This is a genomic window from Draconibacterium mangrovi (assembly GCF_010586825.1).
Classification (GTDB): Bacteria; Bacteroidota; Bacteroidia; order Bacteroidales; family Prolixibacteraceae; genus Draconibacterium; species Draconibacterium mangrovi.
The window spans coordinates 112,099-133,991 of record NZ_JAAAGB010000003.1 but is presented as its reverse complement, the minus strand read 5'-3'; the positions used below and the strand labels follow the sequence as shown (position 1 = coordinate 133,991).

Annotated in this window: 18 protein-coding genes; 12 read left to right on the top strand and 6 right to left on the bottom strand. The window is 40.7% G+C overall.

Annotation, left to right across the window (positions count from 1 at the left end):
• Positions 1 to 13: 13 nt before the first annotated feature.
• Entirely contained in the window at positions 14 to 712 is a 699-nt protein-coding gene (locus G4420_RS09995; RefSeq protein WP_163323509.1) for a 3-keto-disaccharide hydrolase, read from the top strand.
• A 55-nt stretch (positions 713 to 767) separates the two neighbouring features.
• Here G4420_RS09995 and G4420_RS09990 read toward each other — a convergent pair whose 3' ends face one another.
• Positions 768 to 2,030: an aminotransferase class I/II-fold pyridoxal phosphate-dependent enzyme gene (locus tag G4420_RS09990; RefSeq protein WP_045029674.1), complete on the bottom strand. Its 1,263-nt coding sequence runs from the start codon at positions 2,028 to 2,030 to the stop codon at positions 768 to 770.
• A gap of 275 nt (positions 2,031 to 2,305) precedes the next feature.
• On the opposite strand from G4420_RS09990, the gene G4420_RS09985 reads away from it, so the two are divergent.
• The 6 genes from G4420_RS09985 to G4420_RS09960 all read left to right on the top strand — a co-directional run bounded on the left by G4420_RS09985 (position 2,306) and on the right by G4420_RS09960 (position 8,184).
• On the top strand, positions 2,306 to 3,112 hold the full coding sequence (locus tag G4420_RS09985) for an outer membrane protein assembly factor BamD (RefSeq protein WP_394351195.1): 807 nt from the start codon (positions 2,306 to 2,308) through the stop codon (positions 3,110 to 3,112).
• A 3-nt stretch (positions 3,113 to 3,115) separates the two neighbouring features.
• Positions 3,116 to 3,451 (top strand): DNA-directed RNA polymerase subunit omega, encoded by a 336-nt coding sequence (locus G4420_RS09980; RefSeq protein WP_163323508.1) that lies wholly within the window; start codon positions 3,116 to 3,118, stop codon positions 3,449 to 3,451.
• Between the two features lie 17 nt (positions 3,452 to 3,468).
• Positions 3,469 to 4,671 (top strand): bifunctional phosphopantothenoylcysteine decarboxylase/phosphopantothenate--cysteine ligase CoaBC, encoded by a 1,203-nt coding sequence (gene coaBC, locus G4420_RS09975; RefSeq protein ID WP_163323507.1) that lies wholly within the window; start codon positions 3,469 to 3,471, stop codon positions 4,669 to 4,671.
• A 3-nt stretch (positions 4,672 to 4,674) separates the two neighbouring features.
• Positions 4,675 to 5,586 carry a type IX secretion system protein PorD gene (gene porD / locus G4420_RS09970; RefSeq protein ID WP_163323506.1) on the top strand — a complete coding sequence of 304 codons (912 nt, stop codon included), beginning with the start codon at positions 4,675 to 4,677 and terminating at the stop codon, positions 5,584 to 5,586.
• 94 nt (positions 5,587 to 5,680) lie between these two features.
• Positions 5,681 to 7,336 (top strand): DNA repair protein RecN, encoded by a 1,656-nt coding sequence (recN, locus tag G4420_RS09965; RefSeq protein WP_163323505.1) that lies wholly within the window; start codon positions 5,681 to 5,683, stop codon positions 7,334 to 7,336.
• Between the two features lie 11 nt (positions 7,337 to 7,347).
• Positions 7,348 to 8,184, top strand: coding sequence for a CvfB family protein (locus tag G4420_RS09960; protein WP_163323504.1), 837 nt, complete (start codon positions 7,348 to 7,350; stop codon positions 8,182 to 8,184).
• Between the two features lie 603 nt (positions 8,185 to 8,787).
• On the opposite strand, the gene G4420_RS09955 is transcribed toward G4420_RS09960, so the two are convergent.
• Genes G4420_RS09955 through G4420_RS09940 form a run of 4 tightly spaced genes read right to left on the bottom strand, consistent with a single transcriptional unit; the run spans position 8,788 to position 14,152 of the window.
• Positions 8,788 to 9,975 carry a DUF6340 family protein gene (locus G4420_RS09955; protein WP_163323503.1) on the bottom strand — a complete coding sequence of 396 codons (1,188 nt, stop codon included), beginning with the start codon at positions 9,973 to 9,975 and terminating at the stop codon, positions 8,788 to 8,790.
• Between the two features lie 3 nt (positions 9,976 to 9,978).
• On the bottom strand, positions 9,979 to 10,998 hold the full coding sequence (locus G4420_RS09950) for a DUF6340 family protein (protein WP_163323502.1): 1,020 nt from the start codon (positions 10,996 to 10,998) through the stop codon (positions 9,979 to 9,981).
• Complete coding sequence (locus tag G4420_RS09945) at positions 10,995 to 12,047, bottom strand: DUF6340 family protein (protein WP_163323501.1); 1,053 nt, start codon at positions 12,045 to 12,047, stop codon at positions 10,995 to 10,997. The genes G4420_RS09950 and G4420_RS09945 overlap by 4 nt, the downstream gene beginning before the upstream one ends.
• Before the next feature lie 17 nt (positions 12,048 to 12,064).
• Entirely contained in the window at positions 12,065 to 14,152 is a 2,088-nt protein-coding gene (locus tag G4420_RS09940; RefSeq protein ID WP_163323500.1) for a hypothetical protein, read from the bottom strand.
• A 165-nt stretch (positions 14,153 to 14,317) separates the two neighbouring features.
• Between G4420_RS09940 and G4420_RS09935 the strand changes: the two genes are divergently transcribed.
• Positions 14,318 to 16,081: a M28 family peptidase gene (locus G4420_RS09935; protein ID WP_163323499.1), complete on the top strand. Its 1,764-nt coding sequence runs from the start codon at positions 14,318 to 14,320 to the stop codon at positions 16,079 to 16,081.
• Between the two features lie 3 nt (positions 16,082 to 16,084).
• Here the strand turns inward: G4420_RS09935 and G4420_RS09930 are convergent, their stop codons facing one another.
• A complete protein-coding gene (locus G4420_RS09930; RefSeq protein ID WP_163323498.1) occupies positions 16,085 to 16,774 on the bottom strand; it encodes a YdcF family protein in 690 nt (229 codons plus the stop codon).
• Between the two features lie 82 nt (positions 16,775 to 16,856).
• Here G4420_RS09930 and G4420_RS09925 point away from each other — a divergent pair, with 82 nt between their 5' ends.
• The 4 genes from G4420_RS09925 to G4420_RS09910 all read left to right on the top strand — a co-directional run bounded on the left by G4420_RS09925 (position 16,857) and on the right by G4420_RS09910 (position 21,740).
• Positions 16,857 to 18,290, top strand: coding sequence for a RapZ C-terminal domain-containing protein (locus G4420_RS09925; RefSeq protein ID WP_163323497.1), 1,434 nt, complete (start codon positions 16,857 to 16,859; stop codon positions 18,288 to 18,290).
• A gap of 273 nt (positions 18,291 to 18,563) precedes the next feature.
• On the top strand, positions 18,564 to 19,274 hold the full coding sequence (locus tag G4420_RS09920) for a YebC/PmpR family DNA-binding transcriptional regulator (protein ID WP_045029645.1): 711 nt from the start codon (positions 18,564 to 18,566) through the stop codon (positions 19,272 to 19,274).
• A 161-nt stretch (positions 19,275 to 19,435) separates the two neighbouring features.
• Positions 19,436 to 20,665 carry a hypothetical protein gene (locus tag G4420_RS09915; RefSeq protein ID WP_163323496.1) on the top strand — a complete coding sequence of 410 codons (1,230 nt, stop codon included), beginning with the start codon at positions 19,436 to 19,438 and terminating at the stop codon, positions 20,663 to 20,665.
• 70 nt (positions 20,666 to 20,735) lie between these two features.
• A complete protein-coding gene (locus G4420_RS09910) occupies positions 20,736 to 21,740 on the top strand; it encodes a Gfo/Idh/MocA family protein (RefSeq protein WP_163323495.1) in 1,005 nt (334 codons plus the stop codon).
• Positions 21,741 to 21,893 lie beyond the last annotated feature (153 nt).

Here is a 21,893-nt window from a genome sequence, read left to right as displayed (position 1 = left end):
TAAAAATATCATCATGAGAAATGCGATTGTTTTTTTAGTCTTGTTGTTTCTTATTTCATCGTGTAATACAGGAACTGACGATACCATTCAACTGTTTAACGGGAAAGATTTAAGCGGTTGGTATGCTGATGTTCCCGAAGCTGATAATAATCCTGAAATTGATCCTTCGTTTGTGGTACGCGACTCGTTATTGGTGAGTATGGGCGAACCGAGAGGCCATTTAATTACCGATTCGGTTTATCAGAACTACCGGCTGGAGGTGGAATATCGCTTTGCCGGAGAGCCGGGGAACTGCGGCGTTTTGGTTCATGCTTCAACACCGCGGGCTTTGTATGATATGTTTCCTAAATCTTTGGAGGTACAAATGCAGCATGGCGATGCCGGCGATTTTTGGTGTATTGTTGAAGATATTGAAGTGCCGAATATGGTTGTTAGACGCGGACCAAAAGATGAGTGGGGGATTACTGAAGGTAAAAAACGAAGAATACCGAACCTGACAGACGATTCGGAAAAACCTTTGGGCGAATGGAACAATATGGTAATTGAATGTTTCGCGGATACAATTAAAGTTTGGGTGAATAATGATTTGGTAAATTATGGATTCAAATGCACTGCCCGTAAAGGAAAAATTGCCGTTCAGGCAGAAGGTGCCGTGGTTGAGTTTCGGAAACTGGATTTGACCCAAATAAATCAAATTTCTTCAATTGAATAAAAAAAGGGCTGCATCAATTTGATACAGCCCTTGCAATTATATTCGATTTATTGGATTACATATCCACTTCAACCTTTGCAATTTCACCGGTACGGTATTCGCCGGCAACCAGTTTTTTACGGGTTTCTTTAAAGGCTTTCAATGTAATTTCTACATCCTCTAAAGAATGCATTGCAGTCGGTATCAAACGCAGAAGGATCTCACCTTTTGGAATTACCGGGTAAACTACCATTGAGCAGAAAATTCCATAATTCTCGCGAAGATCGTAAATCATTTGAGTTGCTTCTTCCTCGCCACCTTTCATATAAACCGGAGTAACCTGCGTATTGGTTTTTCCAAGATCGAAACCGGCTTCTTTTAATCCGCTTTGCAGCGCATTAACAATTGTCCATAGTTTTTCGCGCAACTCAGGCATTGTACGAATCATGTCCAAACGTTTCAAAGCACCGATTGTCATTGCCATTGGCAACGATTTCGCAAAAGTTTGCGAACGCATGTTGTAACGTAAAATGTAGCAGATATCAGTTTCGCAGGCAATAAAACCACCAATTCCGGCCATTGCTTTTGCAAAAGTTCCGAAGTAAATATCAATTCCATCCTGTACGCCAAAATGCTCACCCGAACCGGCACCTGTTGGTCCCATTGTTCCAAAACCGTGTGCATCGTCAACAAACAAACGGAAATCGAATTCTTTTTTCAGTGCAACAATCTCATCAAGTTTACCAACCTGACCGGTCATACCAAAAACACCTTCAGTAATTAATAAAATACCACCACCTGTTTCGGCAGCGCGTTTTGTGGCGAAACCTAACATTTTGCGACATTTCTCCATATCGTTGTGTTGGAACACAAAACTTTTTCCACCTTTTGCTTTATGAAGGAAAACGCCGTCCATAATACAAGCGTGCGATTCCGAGTCGTAAACAATTACATCGTTACGGCTGGCAAGCACATCGATTGCAGAAACCATTCCCTGGTAACCGAAGTTCAACAAGAATGCATCAGGTTTGCTAACAAAAGCAGCCAATTCACGCTCCAGTTGTTCGTGTTTAACTGTTTGTCCCGACATCATTCTGGCGCCCATTGGGTAAGCCATACCGTACTGTGCTGCAGCTTCAGCATCAGCTTTTCTAACCTCCGGGTGGTTGCCCAATCCCAGGTAGTTGTTCAAACTCCATGTCAATACTTCTTTGCCACGGAAATTCATTCTGGCTGAAATCTCGCCTTCCAGTTTTGGAAACGCAAAATACCCGTGAATTTGGTCCATCCACTTGCCAATATCACCTTTATTATTTCTGAATTTATCAAATATATCCACGATGATTTGTTTTTAAGTTTAAATTATAAGGATGCAAATGTAATCTTTTTTAAAATCTCAGCAAATGTGTTAAATAATACTAACACATCAACTTAACGTAATGAATTTGCCTTATTTTCACAGACCATAATTCGAGGTATTATAGCTATGCATTTGTTAATGAGTGAAATAACATATTTGGTAAAAGCTGTAAATTCCTTAAATTTTGAGGGTTAATTCGTTTCAATTAATTAAAAAAAGTATATTTTTGCGCCATGTTTATGAAAATGAGATTTTTGGGGATCGGACTACTAGCAATTTTATTGATCACAGCTTCGTGCGGAGACTATAACAAGATTGTAAAAAGTACCGATTACGAGTTTAAATACAAAAAAGCTGTTGAGTATTACGAAGACGGCGAATATGTTCGTTCAGCAACGCTGTTTAGAGAATTGGTGAACATTTACCGCGGCACCTCGCGAGCCGACAAAATTTATTATTACTATGCTAAAAGTATGATCGGTCAGAAAGACTATTTAATGGCGGGTCATTATTTTAAGTCGTTGGTAAAAGAGTTTCCAACAAGCGAATATATTGAAGAGGCGCAATTTATGATTGGCTACTGCTCTTATTTATTGTCACCGAAAGCAAGGCTCGATCAGCAGGTAACTCAAGAGGCTATTGATGCCTTACAACTATACATTAACTTGTATCCGTTTAGCGACCGTGTTGAAGAAGCTAACCGCTTAATCGACGAATTGGTAGATAAATTGGTATATAAATCGTATTTAAGTGCTAAATTGTACTACGATTTTGAACAATACAAAGCCGCAGTAATTGCCTTGGGTAATAGTCTTGATAAATATCCTGAAAGTAAATACCGGGAAGATTTGAAATTTATGTTGTTAAAATCAAAGTATTTGCTGGCTGAAAAAAGTATTGCTGACAAACAAAACGAACGATATACAAATGCGCTCGACGAATATTTTTCATTTATCGATGAATATCCCGACAGTGAGCACAAAAAAGAGGTAGAGAAATTTTACGAAAAAGCCTCTGAGATATTGAATTATAAAGAAGAAAAAGATTTAAACATTAATTAGAATATGGATTACAAGAAAACAAAAGCCGCTCCGTCAACTATTTCCCGCGACCTTGAAGTTTTAACTCTGGAAACCGGAAATATTTACGAAACCGTAATGATTCTTGCTAAAAGAGCAAATCAGATTTCGTCGGAATTAAAAGAAGAGCTTAACCAGAAATTACAGGAATTTGCTTCGTATACCGACAATCTGGAGGAAATCTTTGAAAACAGAGAACAAATCGAGATTTCTAAATTTTACGAGCGTTTGCCAAAGCCAACTCTTATTGCGTTTGAAGAATTAAAAGAAGGTGAAATTTATCACCGTAATCCAACGCGCGAGAACAAAAAACGTATCTAATTTTTTGATGCCCTTACATGAGGCTCAAAGGAAAAAATATCATACTAGGAATAACAGGAAGTATTGCAGCTTATAAGGCAGCAATGCTTCTTCGGCTTTTTATAAAGGAGGGTGCCGAAGTGCAGGTGGTAATAACACCTGCCGGAAAAGAATTTATTACACCCGTAACTTTATCAGCATTGTCGGACAAACCTGTTATTAGCGAGTTTTTTGGTGCAAACGATGGTACGTGGAATAGCCATGTTGACCTCGGATTGTGGGCCGATGTAATGGTTATTGCCCCGGCAACCGCATCTACCATGGGAAAAATGGCCAACGGTATTGCCGATAATATGTTGATAACAACATATCTTTCGGCTAAATGCCCGGTTATGGTAGCACCAGCAATGGACCTCGATATGTTTGCACATCCTTCAACACAACGAAATATTTCCATTCTGAAAGAGTATGGAAATAGTATTGTTGAACCCGGCGAAGGAGAATTAGCCAGCGGTTTAACCGGCAAGGGCCGTATGGAAGAACCTGAAAAAATACTCGAAGCAGTTATTCAACAGCTTGGAGTAAAAAAAAAACTTCTGAATAAATCCTACCTGGTAACTGCCGGTCCTACTTTCGAAAAAATCGATCCCGTTCGTTTTATTGGTAACTACTCTTCAGGTAAAATGGGTTATGCCATTGCCGAAGAACTGGCCGAACAGGGTGCCGAAGTAACTTTGGTATCCGGTCCTGTTTCTGTTTCTACCCAAAAGGCCGGTGTAACCGTAGTTCCGGTTGAATCGGCGGAAGAAATGTACTTGGCATCGGTTGAGCATTTTAAAAGTGTTGATGGGGCAATAATGTGCGCCGCCGTGGCCGATTTTACTCCCGCAAAAAAGGAGGATGAAAAAACAAAACGCGGCAAAGAAAACTGGCATATTGAGTTGCAACCAACAAAAGATATTGCTGCTGAATTAGGAAAATTGAAAACCGACAAGCAGCTTTTAGTGGGATTTGCCCTGGAAACCAACAACGAACTGGCTAATGCTGAGGGTAAATTGTTGAAAAAGAACCTCGACTTTATTGTGCTGAATTCATTAAAAGACAAGGGAGCCGGATTTGGTGTTGATACCAATAAAATAACGATCATCGAAAAAGGCAATAAACAAACCGATTTTGAGTTAAAAGATAAAGCTGAGGTAGCAAAAGATATCGTAGCAAAAATTATAGAACTGAATAATTAGCATATGATAAAGCAAATCGTAACAGCACTTTTATTTCTGTTTATTTTCGTGGGAAATGTTGAAGCTCAGGAACTTCGTTGCAACGTAACTGTTTCGGCACGAGGTATTCAGGGGGCCAACCAAAACCTGTTCCGAACCATGCAGTCGGATCTGTATGATTTTATGAACAACCGCAAATGGACCGATCATGTGTACAGTTACGATGAAAAAATCAGATGCAATATTCTAATCCGTCTCGACGAGCAAATTTCTGCCGACGAGTTTAAAGGATCTATCCAGGTGCAGCTAACACGCCCGATTTTTAATACCAGTTATACGTCAACTGTGCTTAATATTAAGGACAATGATTTTCATTGTAAGTATGTTGAGTTTCAGCCGCTGGAATTTAACGAAACGTCGAACCGCGATAACCTGACCAACATTATGGCGTTTTATGCCTATGTGATTCTGGGTTTTGATTACGATACTTTTTCGGAAGAAGGTGGAACAGAATATTTTCAGAAAGCACAGGCTATTGTAAATAATTCGCAGAATGCACGCGAACGTGGATGGAAGGCTTTCGAGAGTGAAAGGAATCGCTACTGGTTAATCGAGAATGTATTAAATAAATCATACTCATCGTTCCGCACCTGCATGTACAACTATCATCGTAATGGCCTCGATTTAATGTCGGAAAAGGTAGAGGAAGGTCGTGCAAATATTGCCGATGCTCTACGCGATATTCAGAAGGTATTTCGACGTCGACCATCTACATATATTCTTCAGATGTTTTTTGATGCTAAAGCCGATGAATTGGTCAACATTTTTTCAAAATCATTCCCGGATGAACGAAATCGTGTTATGGCTATTTTGAATGAGGTTGATCCTTCAAACGGCAACAAGTACGAGAAGATTGCCGAAAACGAAGGCTTTTAGCAAAAGATATCCCCATTTTTTCCAGAAAGTAATTACGTGTCCTCATTTTGGCTATTTTAGCCAAAGAAATTATTAATGAAGATCTATTGTCATTATGCTATCCAGATTATCCATTTCGAATTACGCACTCATCAATAAATTGCAGGTTAATTTCCATGCCAATTTAAACACCATGACGGGTGAAACCGGTGCCGGTAAGTCGATTATTCTGGGGGCTTTAAGCTTAATTCTGGGTAATCGTGCCGATCTTTCGGTACTGAAAGAGAAGGATAAAAAGTGCATTGTTGAAGGGCAGTTTGAAGTGAGTAACTATCCTTTAAAACGCTTTTTTGAAACCAACGATTTGGATTACGATACTTCCACGATTTTACGTCGCGAAATTACGCCGTCAGGGAAATCGAGAGCTTTTATAAATGATACTCCGGTTAACCTGAAAGTAATGCGAGAACTGGGATTGCAGTTAATCGATATTCACTCGCAACACCAAAACCTGGAGCTCAGCAACCAGAAGTTTCAGTTGAATCTGGTTGATTCGGTTGCTGGTGCCAGTGATGCCTTAACAAAGTACAAGGCACAGTTCTCAGCATACAAAAGCACAAAAAAGGAGCTTCAGCAACTGCAGGAAAATGCGGAGCAGGCGCAGGCCGATCTGGATTATTATCAGTTTCAGTTTACACAGCTGGAAGAAGCCAGGTTGGAAGAAACGGAACAGGAAGACCTGGAAGCAGAACTGGAGCAGTTAAACCACGCCGAAGAAATTAAAACAGCACTTACTGAAACGGTGGCTTTATTAGATAACGAAACATTTTCGGTGTTACAGGGCGTAAAAGACGGCCATCGTACGTTGAAAAAAGTTACGGGCTACCTGAAAGATGCCGAAAGTTTTGCAGAGCGTTTGGAAAGTGCCGCAATTGAGTTGAGCGATATTCACCAGGAACTGGAAATGCTGGCTGAGCGAGTGGAATTTAATCCGTCTCGTATTGAAGAGGTGAACGACCGGTTGAATTTACTGTATTCGCTGCAGCAAAAACATCATGTGGCTACCGTAGCCGAATTAATTGTTTTGCGCAATGAGTTTGACCAGAAAATAAATAAAGCAGTAGGTTACGATGATGAAATCGAAACCCTGAAAAATAAACTGGAAGACCAGAAAGCCGAACTGGAAAAGTTGGCTGAAAGTTTAAGTAATACGCGGCAAAAGGCTTTTAAAAAGATCGAAGGTTCGGTAGTTGGCGATTTGAACCAGCTGGGAATGACGAAAGCCAAACTACAGGTGGTACATAATTACCTAGAAGATTTTCAGCCGGATGGCAAAGATGAGATTGCAATCCTGTTTAGCGCCAACCCTGATTCGGAACCTGATGAAATATCTAAGATTGCATCGGGTGGTGAGATGTCACGATTGATGCTGGCCATTAAAAATCTGCTTCGCAACTCGAAAGCATTGCCAACAATTGTATTTGATGAAATTGACACCGGCGTTTCAGGCGAGATTGCATTAAAAATGGGTGCCATAATCAAATCATTCTCGGCCAATACGCAGATTATAAATATTACGCACCTGCCACAAATTGCTGCTAAAGGCGATACACATTTCAGGGTGTATAAATTCGAAGAAAAGGGAAAAACTTTTACTTCTATAAAAGCATTGGATGCCACCGAACGCGTGGAAGAGCTGGCAAAAATGGTGGGTGGCGAAAACCTTACGGAAACAACAATTAAAGCAGCAGAAGAACTGTTGCGCATTTGACAAATTCACTCATGGCAGAAATAGGAAAATTTAATACCCTGGAAATTCTCCGGGAAACAGACAACGGTGTATACCTCGATGGTGGAGAACACGGCGAGATTTTAATGCCGCGAAAATATGTTGAGGAGGAAATGAAAGAACGGGGAACTGCTGAGGTTTTTGTTTATACCGACTCGGAAGACCGTTTGGTTGCCACCACCGAAAAACCTTTGGCAACGGTGGGCGAGTTTGCCCGTTTAACGGTTAAAGCCACCGCCAAATATGGCGCTTTTCTCGACTGGGGACTTGCTAAAGATCTGCTGGTTCCGTTTAGCGAACAGCGCAGTAAAATGCAGGAAGGAGGCAGCTATTGGGTATACGTTTATCTCGATTTGTTGACGAATCGTGTTGTGGCTTCGGCAAAGCTGCATAAGTTTCTGGATAATACGCCGCCGGAATATACCAACGGGCAGGAAGTTAGCCTGATTATTCTGGAAGAAACAGATTTGGGTTATAAAGCCATTGTTAACCTGGAGCATACCGGAATGCTCTATAAAAACCAGGTGTTTCGAAAGCTGGAAATAGGCAGCCAAACAAAAGGCTACATTGCTAAAGTACGAAGCGATGAAAAGATCGATTTAATACTGGAAGAGCCGGGATACGAAAAAGTTGATTCCATATCGGAAAAGATTTTGGCGGAACTGGAGGCCAGTGGTGGCTTTATGGCCGTATCGGATAAATCATCACCCGAAATAATTAAAGCGATGTTTGGTATCAGCAAGAAAAATTTTAAGAAAGCAATTGGCGGATTGTATAAAAAGCGACTGATTACTTTCGTTTCTGACGGGATTAAAATGTTAAAAAGCTAAATTCCTTTTTTAAAACATAGGTTTGAATTTGGAACTTTACAACTAAAAGTTCTAAATTTAAAACAACAATATTTTCATGTTGTGATTTTTGGTTAAATATGGAGGGAGACAGTGGTTTCCCTCTTTTCTTTTAACAAGCTTCCATTTACATTATCTCAGGCCACGTAAGTTTCGATTCTCAGGGAAAACGAAGACGGGTCATGCAATTGTTGGCCAACAATTGTATGAAAATCGGAATGGTGCATTAATAATGCGGTGTTAATTTTAGGAAAAGGTATATTTTGCTAAAATATACAAACGAATATTTAATGAAAAGTTACATATTCCTAAAATGTCAACTACTATATTTAATGAAAAGTTACATTATCCTAAAATGTCAACTACTATATTTAATGAAAAGTTTCATTTTCCTAAAATATCGACTGTCATATTTAATGAAACATCCCCTTTTCCTAAAATGTTGAAACTGATATTTAATCAAAATGTACATTTTTCTAAAAAGTTGAAATTGATATTTAATGAAAATGTACTTTTTCCTAAAAAGTACAACGCTTATACAGGCAAAAAGTAAAATGCTGGTTGTGTATAAGCGATACCCGGGCACTACCGGCCAAATTGTTTCTCCAGAAGTTTCATATCGGCTTGCCGGGTACTCAGCAGCCTGATGTATTCCATACAATTTTCTGCATGAAGTTCATTCTTGGGGCCGAAAATATGATACGATTTTACCACCCAGGCCAAAGCTGCCTCAAGATCTCCTCCCATTTCACAAGCCAAACCAAGATTATACATACATTTTGCAACAATTTTCTTGTTCTTGTTATAAAGCTGTTTGCGCCACAATTCGGCCACATCCAACCACTGGGCATTCTGAATAAGCTCATCGGCTTGCTGCAGTTCCACATGCCCCGAGGAGTAGTACATTCGTTGTACCTGCACCCAATGAGGGACAATTGTTAGCGCAAAATTTTCAGCTGATATTTCGGCTGCATTGTATATGGCATCGGTTCGCGGAGGTAAAACGTCATCCGCGTTCTTAATGCCCGGGGAGTACTCCATCCACTTCACCGTGTCGAGTTTCGAATAGGCCAACAAATATTTCATGTCAATAAGGTCATAAAAGCTCCATTGTGTCCAGTTGATCGCCTGTTCGCTGCCAATTTCAAGCTCACGATGGTAGTAGCGTCCATCGCTGGCTCCAAAATAATCGAGCGAAAGTAAGAGGTCGGTACCGGTGTTATTCCGAATATTTTCGAGTTGATCAGGTCTATATAACCCGAATTGCGGATGTATAATCAGCGTATCGCTTTTCGGACGAACCGACGATGTATTGGCCTGCAGAAAATAGCCCGAATTCAATACATTAATCTGTTCAGCCGTCATTGATACACGGGTGGCCGAATCTTCGCGAAAATAAGGTGTATAATCAATTGTGTCAACAATTCGGATGGTTGAATAATTACGCTCGTTTAAGGTAATTACGGTATCGAAAAATGCCTGGTTGTTAAGCTCCGAAATAAAGTTTTCGAAATAAACATGCGAGGCAATACTATCCGAGTTTTCGTTTTCTGTTTTTTGCGTCCCAAATTCTTCGTACTGGTTTAAGTACTCGTTTGGCGAGCAATTAACGTTATTGTACTGGATCGCAATATTTTTGAATTTCGGCGCGATAGTCATTGTTGAAGGTTCAACAATTTCAATATCAATGGTTTTTGTATTGTACAGCGTATTACAACTTGCTAAAACAAAAAGTGTTAAAACGCCCAACAAAAAAACAGCACGGTTCTTCATTTGCTATTGGTTTAAACGCAAGATATCTTTTTTTCTTTTAGCAAGTAACTGCCGGTATTGAAAAATCATTTTCAGTTCTTCCTTGCTGTTGTAGGCGGTGGCAATTTGGAAGGCTGCATTTAACCATTTTTCGGCCATTTCAAAATCGTCTTTCATCTCGTAACCCAGTGCCAGATTGTATCGTGCGTTAATGGCCATTTTACCGTTACTGTCGTCGGCATAACGTTTCCAAAGCATAATGGCATTGTCCCAATCGCCTTTTTGTACGTATTCGTCGGCCATGGCAAAGTCGGGTAATGGCGGAACAGAATACATCCTGTTCACATTTTCCCACGAGGCAAAAAAGCGTTTTGAATAATTTTCGCCAACCATTTGCGAAGCAATCTTCAGCGCAGTGATACGCGGTGGCAACTTGGCTTTCCGATTATAATTCCCGTTTGCATCGTAACCGTTCCAGAAAATGGTATCGATCATTGTTTTGCGCTCAATCAGTCGCTGTTCGAAAGGACTGTATACGGCCCAGACAGCGGCGGTTATCACTTCGTTTGATTTTGTTGGCATTTCGGCCGTTGTTGAATATTCGGAGTAAAAACTGGAATAGGTCTCCAGCGAAATTACCAGGTCGGTATTGGTTTTCCGGGCGAGTTGCTGAACCATCTCCATATTTAATGCCGGAAGTTTGTCGCCCGTATGTGGTTCGAAAAGTTCGGGAATTATTCTTATTTCTTTAAACGTATTTTTTTCTTTTAATTTCCCTGCCAGTTCGCTCATGCACATATTTACCAAAATACTGTCGAGGTTTTTCGGATCGTTCCTGGCTTTTTTCAGGCGGAAATCGTCTTGATAATAGTGAACCAGCGTGTCATTGCTGTATTTGAAATTCCTGTAAACAATAGCTACATTTTCTGCATTTGCCGGATAAGCAATTTCTCCGGGTGTATAAATTTCTATGGGGTAATCTTTATAAACGGTGCACGATACCGTGCTTAGTAGTAGTAAAGTCCATGAGATTAATCGGTTCATTTCAAGTTGTTTTTCGGTTGTTTTTTCTTGCTTTTAAGCAATTCGAGGTACTGATAAGTGATGGGGTGGTAGGCTGTATTATACGATTCGAGTGCATATTGTATCGCACAGTCGATATCTCCCTGTATTTCGCAAGCGGTGGCGAGATTAAATAATGCTTTGCTTTTTTCGCTTTTCGATCCCGATTCGGCGGCAATTTTTTGCCATGCTTCAATGGCTGTTGCCCAATCTCCGCTATCGGTAAGTATGGCTGTTTCTTTTAATGTTGTACTTCCTTTATCAAATATTATCCGGTATTCACTCTGCCAGCCGGTACTTATTGTTTCCGAAAAATCAAGTGCCACGGCAATTCCGGCTTCAGTAAGGGCTTGTTTTACGGGTGTAAAATCCTCGAACAGATTTCTTATGCTCAGTGCATAATTTTCCCAAAGCAGGGTGTCCTGAAATACTTCGCGTGCCAGAATTTTCTCCTGTTGCGGATCGTAAATACGAAACAGGGCGTCGTAAACAACAACCATTTTTGCACCAACGGCCGTTCTGAAAAATCCTTCATTCGGATCGAAAACTGATTCTTCAGAGAGTTCGGTTGCCACATGTGTATTAAACAGATCCATTGATAGAACAGCATCGGTTTGATACAGGTCGCAAAGTTCCTTCGCCTCCTGCCAGCTCATTGAACTGGCAAAGAATGCATTTTTTTCGGCGTTCAGGAAACGGTCTTCGGGAATTACATAATCAAACCTGCCGGATTCGAAAAGTAATTCGCCCAAGGCTTTTAGCGAAGTGTCAACTGCCGTGAGGTCGTATATGGTCGTATCGAGTTTAAAATCCTTTTGATAAAATAATTTTTGCAGCGAATCGGCGGGCAGATCGTTGTATCTAACATCAACAGTGCGGTTAACCAAAAGCAGGCTCTGTATATCCTGCGAAATCTCGTTTTTTGGTTTTTGCGGAAACTCAACCATAATCCGCTTTGTTGGGCTACAAGCATACGACAAAAGAACAAGGCTAACAAGTAGTATGTAATTTGTTTGTTTGAAAATGCTCATCGTAAAATGAATGTTGTTTAGTAAATTCCCCAGTACTTTCTCAAAAACCATTCCGTACTTAACAGCACAAGTAAAACAACAAATAACCAACGAAGGTTTATGAGTTGATTTACCATCTCCTGAAAGTATGTTGTTGCTTTTAATTTACTGGTTTGTTGCAGCTCGTTAACCAAATTGCTGGCTTGCGATGACGGGTAGAATTTTCCACCGCTTAAGTTGGCCATTTGGTATAACAGGGTGTGGTTGGCTTGCGTAATAATATTCTCAACATTAACCGGAACCACTGTAAAACTGCCTGTTTCGGTAAAGGTTTCGTTACCAATACTTACTTCGGCAGTAAACGTATAATCGCCCAGTGGCAAATGCCCCGCGTTGAGGTAATAATTTTTATCCTGCACATCGAAAGTCAGGTTGTATTCCTCGTTGTTTTCGTTTTGCAATTTAATGGTTACCTCTTCCGAACCAATTCGCTCAAAAGCATCGTTATATACTTCGGCTGTTAAAACCACGTCATTTACTTCGGTGTAAACCGGGGTGAATTCAACAATAAAGTTATCCTCGTTTTCGCGCAAAGCAAGGTATTGTACCATCTGATTGATCAACTCGTTAAAATGGGTATGTTCCTGGTTTTGGTAATAATCGAACAGCCGCCAGCGCCAAATTCCTTCGCCGAAAATATAACCTCGTTTCCGGCCTTCCAGTTTTCCGGTGGCGATTAGTGGTTTTCCGGTTGTAATACCTTTAAGTTTTTGATACAACAGTGGCGAGAATTCCGGATTCAACTCGTAATTGGCAAACGGAACCTGTACCGGAGGAAATTGTGGAATAATTTCAATTAGTTCTTCCGACAAATTAAACGTTGCATAATTCGAATTAAAAACCGGTTGCGCTTCTTCTCCGCTTCCGGCCAGTGGTTCAACGCTTGCTCCCGGGCTTAAAATATTCAGCTGCGGTAAAAATGTTTGGTTTCCCACGATAAAAAGGATCGGCAAACGGTTGTTATCTGCTTTTTCCATGACTTCGGCCATCGACTTCCCGGTACTTGGCAGCTGGTTTAAAATAAGCAGGTTGTAATCGCTCAGATCATTGGGATAAGGTTCGTCGGTAAATACCGAAACCTCGTATGTTTTTTGCTGATCGAGTGTATTTTTTATGGCACCAACATCGGGGTGTGAGCCATTGGAAATGATCAGTATCTTTTGTTTGTTCTCCAGCACGTTGATCACAAAACCGGCGCTGTTGTTTTTGGTATTTCGCTCGTTGGCTGCAACCTGAATCTGCAATGTGTAATGTTTTAATCCTGCAGAACCTGCCTCCAAAACAAATTCTTTTGTATCGAAATAGTTATCATTCGATGGGGTGATCATCACGCTTTGTAACTCTTCATCATCCTGCAAAAGCGAAAGTTTAAGCGGCGTGTTTTTTAGTTTCGAAAATAGCAGATCCACCTCAACCGGAAATTTATTTCCCGAAAATGCCGTGCGGTTAACGCGAATGTTTTGAACACGGGCATCGGCAATTACGGTGGTATCGCCAAGTCCGATGGTGTAAATCGGGAAGCTCACCTGTTCGAGCATGTTGAGCGGATTTTTTCCCTGGTTATAAATACCGTCTCCGGCAACGATCAGCGCTCCGATGTTTTGGTTAAAATGATTATTGGTTATCGTGGCAATTAATTCACTGTAGTTCGATCCTTTTTCGGAAAAATTTAAATCGTTACCGTTTTGGGTTTCTTCGCCAAAAGTGTAGCTCACCAGCTCAAAATCGGCTTCCAATTGCCGTTCTATCTGCGCTTTTTCATCGCTAATTGTTTGGGCCAGTTGTAAGGAGTCGGCATGCGATACAACCGATCCCGAATTATCCCACGCAGCAATGATTACAGGATTTTGAGTAATCTTCTTCATGTTTCGGATAAAAGGCGATAAAAGCAAAAAGGCAATAAGAAAGAAAGCCAGAAACCTTAGTGCTATTAACAGGCTGCGCTGAAATTTCGAAAGTTCTTTAAGTGCTTTATTTTTGTAGTAAAGTAAAACTGCAACACCTACCGATGCAACGGTGATGGAGAGCAACAGTATAAACCAGTATTTTATGCCAAATGAGATCAAATTGTTTGTTTTTTACGAAGTGGTAAATATACACATCTCCTTTTTTTATATCGCGTTTTATGGTTATTATTGCTATCCATTTGTCAACTCTGTTGAAGTGTGTACAAAACATAAAACCAAAAATATTCCTCGATGTTTTCAAAACCAAAAATAAATTTCGTGTTTATGAAGAATTTCGTATTTGCTACGCTTGTAATTCTTGTGGCGGCTTGTGGGCCAAAATTCGATAAAGAAATAACGCTTGATGATATTCGTGAGAATATCGACTACCTGGCTTCCGATTCGTTAAAAGGACGAAAATCGGGCGAACAGGGCGATTTGTTGGCAGCACAATACATTGCCGGCAAATTTGAGGCTGCAGGTTTGGAGTTGTTGTTTGATAACGGTTTTCAGGAATTTAATTTGGTGACATCAGCAGAAATTGCCGAAGGAAATCAGTTACAGGTTAACGATACGGAATACGAAGTTGAAACCGACTTTTTGCCTTATGCTTTTTCTGCGAACACAACAGTAGCGGCCGAAGTTGTTTTTACCGGTTTTGGTATTGAAGTAAACCGCGATTCGTTAAAATGGAACGATTTTGATGGCGCAGATGTAACTGGAAAATGGATGTTGGTGCTTCAGGGCGATCCGGATTTGGATAATCCAAACAGTCCTTACCTCGAATTTTCGAGCGAACGTGCAAAAGCATTAAAAGCATCGGATAAAGGCGCTGCGGGGATAATTTTTGTGGCCGGCACAAAATTTAGTGAAGCGGATGAATTGTCGTCATTGTTTTTTGATAAAAACAGCAGCCGTTTTTCTATTCCTGTTATCCAGGTAACGCGAAAGGTGGCCAATGAGATGTTAAAAGGAACAGAGCAGACGATAGAAAAACTGGAAGCTGAAATACTGGAGCAAAATGCCGGTTTAAACCTGGAGGTTCCGGTAACGGTTAGTGCTGCTGTAAATGTTGGGTTGAAGGAAACAACTACAAGAAATGTGGTTGCAATGTTACCCGGCAACGACGAAAACTTAAAGGATGAATATGTAGTTGTAGGTGCCCATTTCGATCATTTGGGTATGGGTGGACCCGGTTCCGGATCGCGTGCAATTGATACTGTTGCGGTGCACAACGGTGCGGATGACAATGCCTCGGGAGTTTCTGCAGTTATTCAGCTGGCAGAGAAATTGGCAGGAGATAAAAGCAACAAACGCAGTGTGCTATTTGTGGCCTTTGGTGCCGAAGAAATGGGATTGCTGGGCTCGAAAGAGTTCACAATGAAATCTCCGGTTGAAACCGACAAAATGGTTGCTATGTTCAATTTTGATATGATTGGCCGCTTAAAAGATGATAATAGCGTGAGTATCGGCGGAACAAAAACCGCTGAAGAAACTGAAGACTTGTTAAATGATCTGAATCCGGATTTTACCCTGGCATTTACAGGCGAAGGAATCGGTCCATCGGATCATGCTTCGTTTTACCTGCAGAATATCCCTGTAATTTATATTTCTACCGGTGCACACCCCGATTATCACACCCCGCAGGATGATGCCGAACTGATCAACTTTGAAGGCGCACAAAAAGTAATGAGCTATTCGGCTGCCTTGCTTGATGATGTGGTTAACCGTGCTGAGAAATTAACGTTTCAGGAAGCCGGAAGTAAATTTCAGCGCAGCAGGGGAGGACGATTTAAAGTTACGCTGGGCGTGATGCCTGATTTTGCAGGTGCGGAAAAACGTGGAATGCGCGTTGATGCCGTTTCAAAAGGTAAACCGGCGTATGCTGCCGGAATGAAAAAGGGAGACATTATTATCGCAATCGACGGTAAAAAGGTGGGTAATATTTACGAGTACATGGATCGTCTGCAAAATTTAGAAGCCGGTGCAACCATCTCTGTTGATATTTTACGAGACGAAAAACCTACTGTTTTAATTGTACAGTTGTAGTAATTAAACCCAACCCCGAAGTTTGTAGTAAGTAAGTGCAACCATTTCGCGGGCAATCAGAATCTCATATTTTAAGTGGTTCCACATTTGGTAGCGCATATTAATGTTATGGCCAACATCGGGAATCAGGATGGAGTTGCCACCCAGTTCGTCGTCGGTAAACGAAAAATCAGCTTCGGCAGCATTTTCAAAAGCAGGTAGGGCGTTCACTTTTTCAAAGCCAACTTTTTTGAACGCCAAAACCGCACGACGCATATGCTCGGGAGAAGTAACCAATAAAATTGGATCCTGCATTTTTATTATTCCCTGGCACTTCAATGCCTGCGAGCGTGTGTTTGTTCCCTCAGCTTCAAATGCTATGCGTTCAGCAGAAATACCTCTCAATTCGAGTTCCGATTTCATTAACTGAGGCGTGCTTAAACTGTCGCTTAGCGTGCCGGGCATGGCAACAACCACTCTTGTTTTGGGAAAAGATTTTGCCGCTTTTTCGGTGTACCAGCTGCGCATCAGGTTACTTTGGCTGGGCATACCTCCGCCTCCCAGCAAAATAATAGTCATAGGTTCCCATTTTAGTTCCGATTTGCTTGTTCCCAGCCAGTGGTAAGCCCGGTAAGGTTGTTCGGTAAAAGAAAATACGAGGCAAACAACAAAGAAAATACCAATCAGTACCAAGAATTTTCGTAGTAATCTCAAAAAAAGGATACTTTTGAATTTTGTTTTAAACATAGCTCACGTTTAAGACCATAAATGTAAGTTTAATTTAAAAATCAGATCATTGAAGACTACAGAAAAAAACGAAATAGTCCAACTCTTTGAGAGTCATTTTAACGAAAAAGTTGAACGTTTTGAGTTGCTGCCTCCGTCGGGATCATACCGCCAGTATTGCCGTTTGGGCAACGAACACCGAACCGTAATTGGCGCTATCAATAACGATGTAAAAGAGAATACGGCTTTTCTTTCGTTCAGTAATCATTTTTATAATAAAGGTATAAAAGTGCCGAAAGTGTACGCTGTTAGTTCCGATTTGAAAAAGTATTTGCTGGAGGATCTGGGCAACACCACACTTTTTGAATTTCTTACTAAAACTCGCGAAGAGGAAGGATTTTCGGAAAATATAATTTCAGTATACAAAAAGGTGCTCCAGGCGCTTCCTAAAATCCAGATCATTGCCGGAAAAGAAATGGATTATTCGGTGTGTTATCCGCGCGAAGCATTCGATAAACAGTCGATGATGTGGGATTTGAATTATTTCAAATACTATTTCTTGAAGTTGGCAAAAATACATTTTGACGAGCAGGCACTTGAAGATGATTTTCAGCTGTTTAGTAATTACCTGTTGAGTGCGAGTTCCAATTATTTTCTATACCGCGATTTCCAGTCGCGAAACGTAATGCTAAAAGATGATGATGTGTATTTCATCGACTATCAGGGTGGGCGTTTAGGCGCATTGCAATACGATTTGGCATCGTTACTATATGATGGAAAAGCCGATATCCCGGAAAGTGTACGCGCTCAGCTTTACGACTTTTACATTTCGGAACTGAAGAAGTACATGAAAGTTGATGAAGAGAAGTTCTCAGCTTACTTTAAAGGTTTTGTTCTCATTCGTATTATGCAGGCGATGGGCGCCTACGGATTCCGTGGCTTTTACGAGAAAAAGGAACATTTCCTGAAAAGTATTCCTTACGCGCTAAAAAACCTGGAAGTATTACTTGCCGATTTAAGATTACCGGTTGATTTACCTGAACTAACCAGCGTATTAAAGCAGCTTACTCATTCCGAGGTTTTAAAGGAAATTGGACAGAAAAAATCGAACCTTACCGTACGAATTACCAGTTTTTCATATAAAAAAGGCTACCCAGAAGATCCTTCGGGTAATGGTGGCGGCCATGTATTTGATTGCCGTGCTATAAATAACCCCGGTCGTTACGAGGAGTACAAAAAGTTAAGTGGAAAGGACATGTCGGTGCAGGAATTCCTGGAGCAAAAATCAGAGATCAGGCTTTTTATCGATGCCGTAAAAGTGCTGGTCGATCAATCGGTGAAAGTTTATCTTGAACGTGGATTTACGCATCTTTCGCTTGGTTTTGGTTGTACCGGCGGACAGCACCGGTCGGTATATTCGGCCGAGAAAATTGGAGAGTATTTGCAAAACAATTATCCTGTGAATGTTGTTGTAGTACATCGTGAACAGGAAAATTGGAGATGAGTAAAAAGGCATGTAAAAAAAAGGATTTTCAGGATAAAGAAGATCCAAAATACAGTTGCAAAAAATGTGGAGCCAAAGTAAAGAAGGAAGACAAGGTTTGTAAACCGAAGAAAATTTCAATCCAGAAGGTGGAATAACCGGCTACATTAATATTGCACATTTCTTACAGAAAATTCTAACAGTAGTGATATAAAGGTAAAAACACTAGCTCTGTTTTTGGTAATTAAGTTTTCTGTATTTATTTTCGCACAAATTTTCAAAACAGACTTATTCATGGGAAGAGCATTTGAATACCGGAGGGCAGCGAAGGAGAAACGCTGGGATAAAATGTCGAGAGTTTTTCCAAAACTTTCGAAGAAAATAACCATTGCAGCTAAAGAAGGTGGCCCTGAAGCGGATTTGAATCCTGCACTACGCACCGCTATCATGAACGCGAAGGCACAAAACATGCCTAAGGCGAATATTGAAGCAGCGATTAAACGTGCATCGGGAAAAGATGCAGCGGCATATATTGAAACCACCTACGAAGGAAAAGGCCCGCATGGCGTATTGGTTTTTGTTGAAGCAGCAACCGATAATACAACCCGTACAGTGGCTAATGTTAAAAGTTATTTTAACAAGGCAGGTGGAGGCCAGGTGCCTAATGGTTCGCTGGAATTTATGTTTTCACGAAAAGCTGTTTTCGAGTTTGATATGCCGGAAGGAATGGAGATGGAAGATATTGAACTAGAGCTGATTGATGCCGGTTTGGATGAAATTGAAGAGAACGAAGGAACATATTACGCTTATGGCGAATACACCAGCTTTAGCGACATGGCGCATAAATTTGAAGAGCTGGAAATTAACGTTAAAAAAGCAGAACTTCAGCGTATCCCTACTACTCCGGTAGAGTTTACCGAAGAACAAATGGAAGAAATTGAGAAGATGTTGGATAAAATGGAAGAGGACGAAGACGTTCAGGCTGTTTACACCAACATTGCATAATAAACTACAAGTATCATTTCAGGCGGTACTGAATCCAATTCAGCGTTTGAAATGATACTTACAGTTTTAAAAACCCATTTAACCCTCAAAATTCCCACGATTATCTAATAAATTGTATGCATTTGCTTTGTTTCACCTATTTTCGGGGAAAACAAAGATTTATGCTACCTGTTCAGGATTACATCAACCATTTTAAAGAAATGTGGGAGCGGAGCCCCGATTCTTTTCCGCATTTTCATAAAACGTATTCATCAGAAGAAAAATTTGCGCACGAACATAATTTCGACGGTTTTCAAAATAAGTTAAAAGAGCTGCAAAATGTTCGGAAAGTACAACAGGTGAAGAGTGATCCCGCAAAGTCGTTTTTTCCCATGTTCAGGTCGTTTCTGGAGACTGTTTTTGATTTTGATCCCGGTCACCTCGAAATTATCCTCTCGGAAGATTTCAAAGATGTTTCAAAAGATTTTTTCTATCGGGCACGTGCATTCGGTCCAGAACTAGATCCGGAAGATATATACCAGGGAATGCGAAATGTGTGGATAATGAATGGCCTGCAGCTGATGATTGAAAAACCGGTGAAAATTACACCATCGGTCTTCGCATATTCCATGATCTATCCCTACAGCGATAATTTACTGGACAATCCTGAAATAAGTAACGAACAAAAACAAATCTTCTCAACGCGTTTCGATCGTCGTTTACACGGCATCCTGGAGATTCCTTTGAATCACACGGAAAAACAGCTGTTCCACTTAATAAGTATGTTTGAAGGAGAGTTTCCACGCCACAAATTCCCAAGGGTGTATGAAAGTTTATATGCCATTCAGCAGGGGCAAACCAATAGTTTGAAAATGATAACCCAGAACGGAATCTCTGATGATGAGATCTGCAACATTTGTTTTGAAAAAGGCGGGGCATCGGTTTTAGCCGATGGTTACCTTGTGGCCGGAGATATGACCGGAGAACAGGAACAAGCGCTTTTTGGCTACGGAATTTATTTGCAGCTGCTCGACGATATTCAGGATGTAAAAGAGGATTCGTTAGCATCTACCAAAACCATTTTCTCTTGTTTGCCTGAAAAAGATTTGGGCCGGTTTGTAAATAAAACCATTCATTTTGGGCGCATGGCACTGGAAGAAATGCGCTGTTTTAATGGCGTAAAAAGCGACGATTTTTTAGGTTTGATGAACCGGAGCATTGAAATGATGGTTGTTGAATCGGTAGGGTTAAATGAAACATGGTATAGTAGCGAGTATTTAGAAGAGATAGAAAAAATATCGCCCTTGCATTTCTCTTATTTGCGAAAGAAGCGTACACAAAGCAAGTCGCAACGCTTTGCACTGTTTCAAAAATATTTCGATATGCCAAAATCGAAGCAAATGGCAGTGTAAATTCTACCTTCAGGCTTTCTGAATCTTTATTTAGTTTGTACATTTAGCCTTCAATCTAAATCGAGAATTCATGAGTAAAATATACAATTGGGCAGTATTAGGATGTGGTAAAATTGCCAATAAGTTTGTTAACGACCTAAAATTGTTGCCAAATGCGAAACTGTATGCAGCCGCATCGCGCGACTTAAACCGTGCGCAGGATTTTGCCAACGAACTGGGATTTGAAAAGGCTTATGGCAGTTATACGGAAATGGTTAAAGACCCAAACGTTGATGTAGTTTATATTGCAACGCCACACTCGCACCATTTTGAGCATACGATGTTGTGTCTTGAGCATAAAAAGGCAGTACTTTGTGAGAAGGCTTTTGCTATGAATCAGCACGAAGTGGCGCAAATGATACAATGTGCAAAGGAAAACAACACTTTCCTTATGGAAGCTTTCTGGACCATGTTTCAGCCAAGTTTTCAAAAAGCGCTTGAGATTATCTATTCCGGAGAATTGGGGAAATTGAAAATGGTGCGGTCGGATTTTGCTTTTAATGCCGAGTTCAATGAGGAAAAGCGCCTGTACAATGTTAAATTGGGGGGCGGCTCACTTTTGGATATTGGTATTTACCCGGTATTTGCGGCGCTGTCAACACTTGGCGTTCCTGACCTCATAAAAACTTCTGCCGATTTTAGTTCCACCGGAAGCGAGGAAAGCATCCAAATGATATTTAAATACAAAGGTGGAGAGATGGCCAGTTTGTCCTCAAGTTTTGCGGTGCATTCGCCGGTACAATCCGAATTTAGTTGCGAGAAGGGTTATGTTATTTTGCATCCGCGCTGGTTTACTCCAACCGATTTAACGGTTTGGAAAGGCGACGAAGAGCGAAAGTTAATTCCAAATGAAACGAAAGAAGGAGCGGGATACCAATACGAAGCCAAACACGTTATGGAGTGTTTAGATGCCGGGTTGATAGAAAGCCCGAAGATGACCTGGAAAATGAGTGAGGATTTAATACAAACGCTTGACAGGATCCGTATCGATGCAGGAATTTTCTTTCCGGACCATGATGAGAAATTATTTTTCTAAAGTCTGTAGTTTGGGAATTTGCTAATCTTTTGTTTCTGCATAATTTTTAGTTGTCTACTTATCCTGTCAGCGATTAGAAGATTCTGTATAATGAATTTTGCACCATTGTTGGCAAATTGTAAACTGCTCTTTGCAATTGAAAATCAGTAGGAT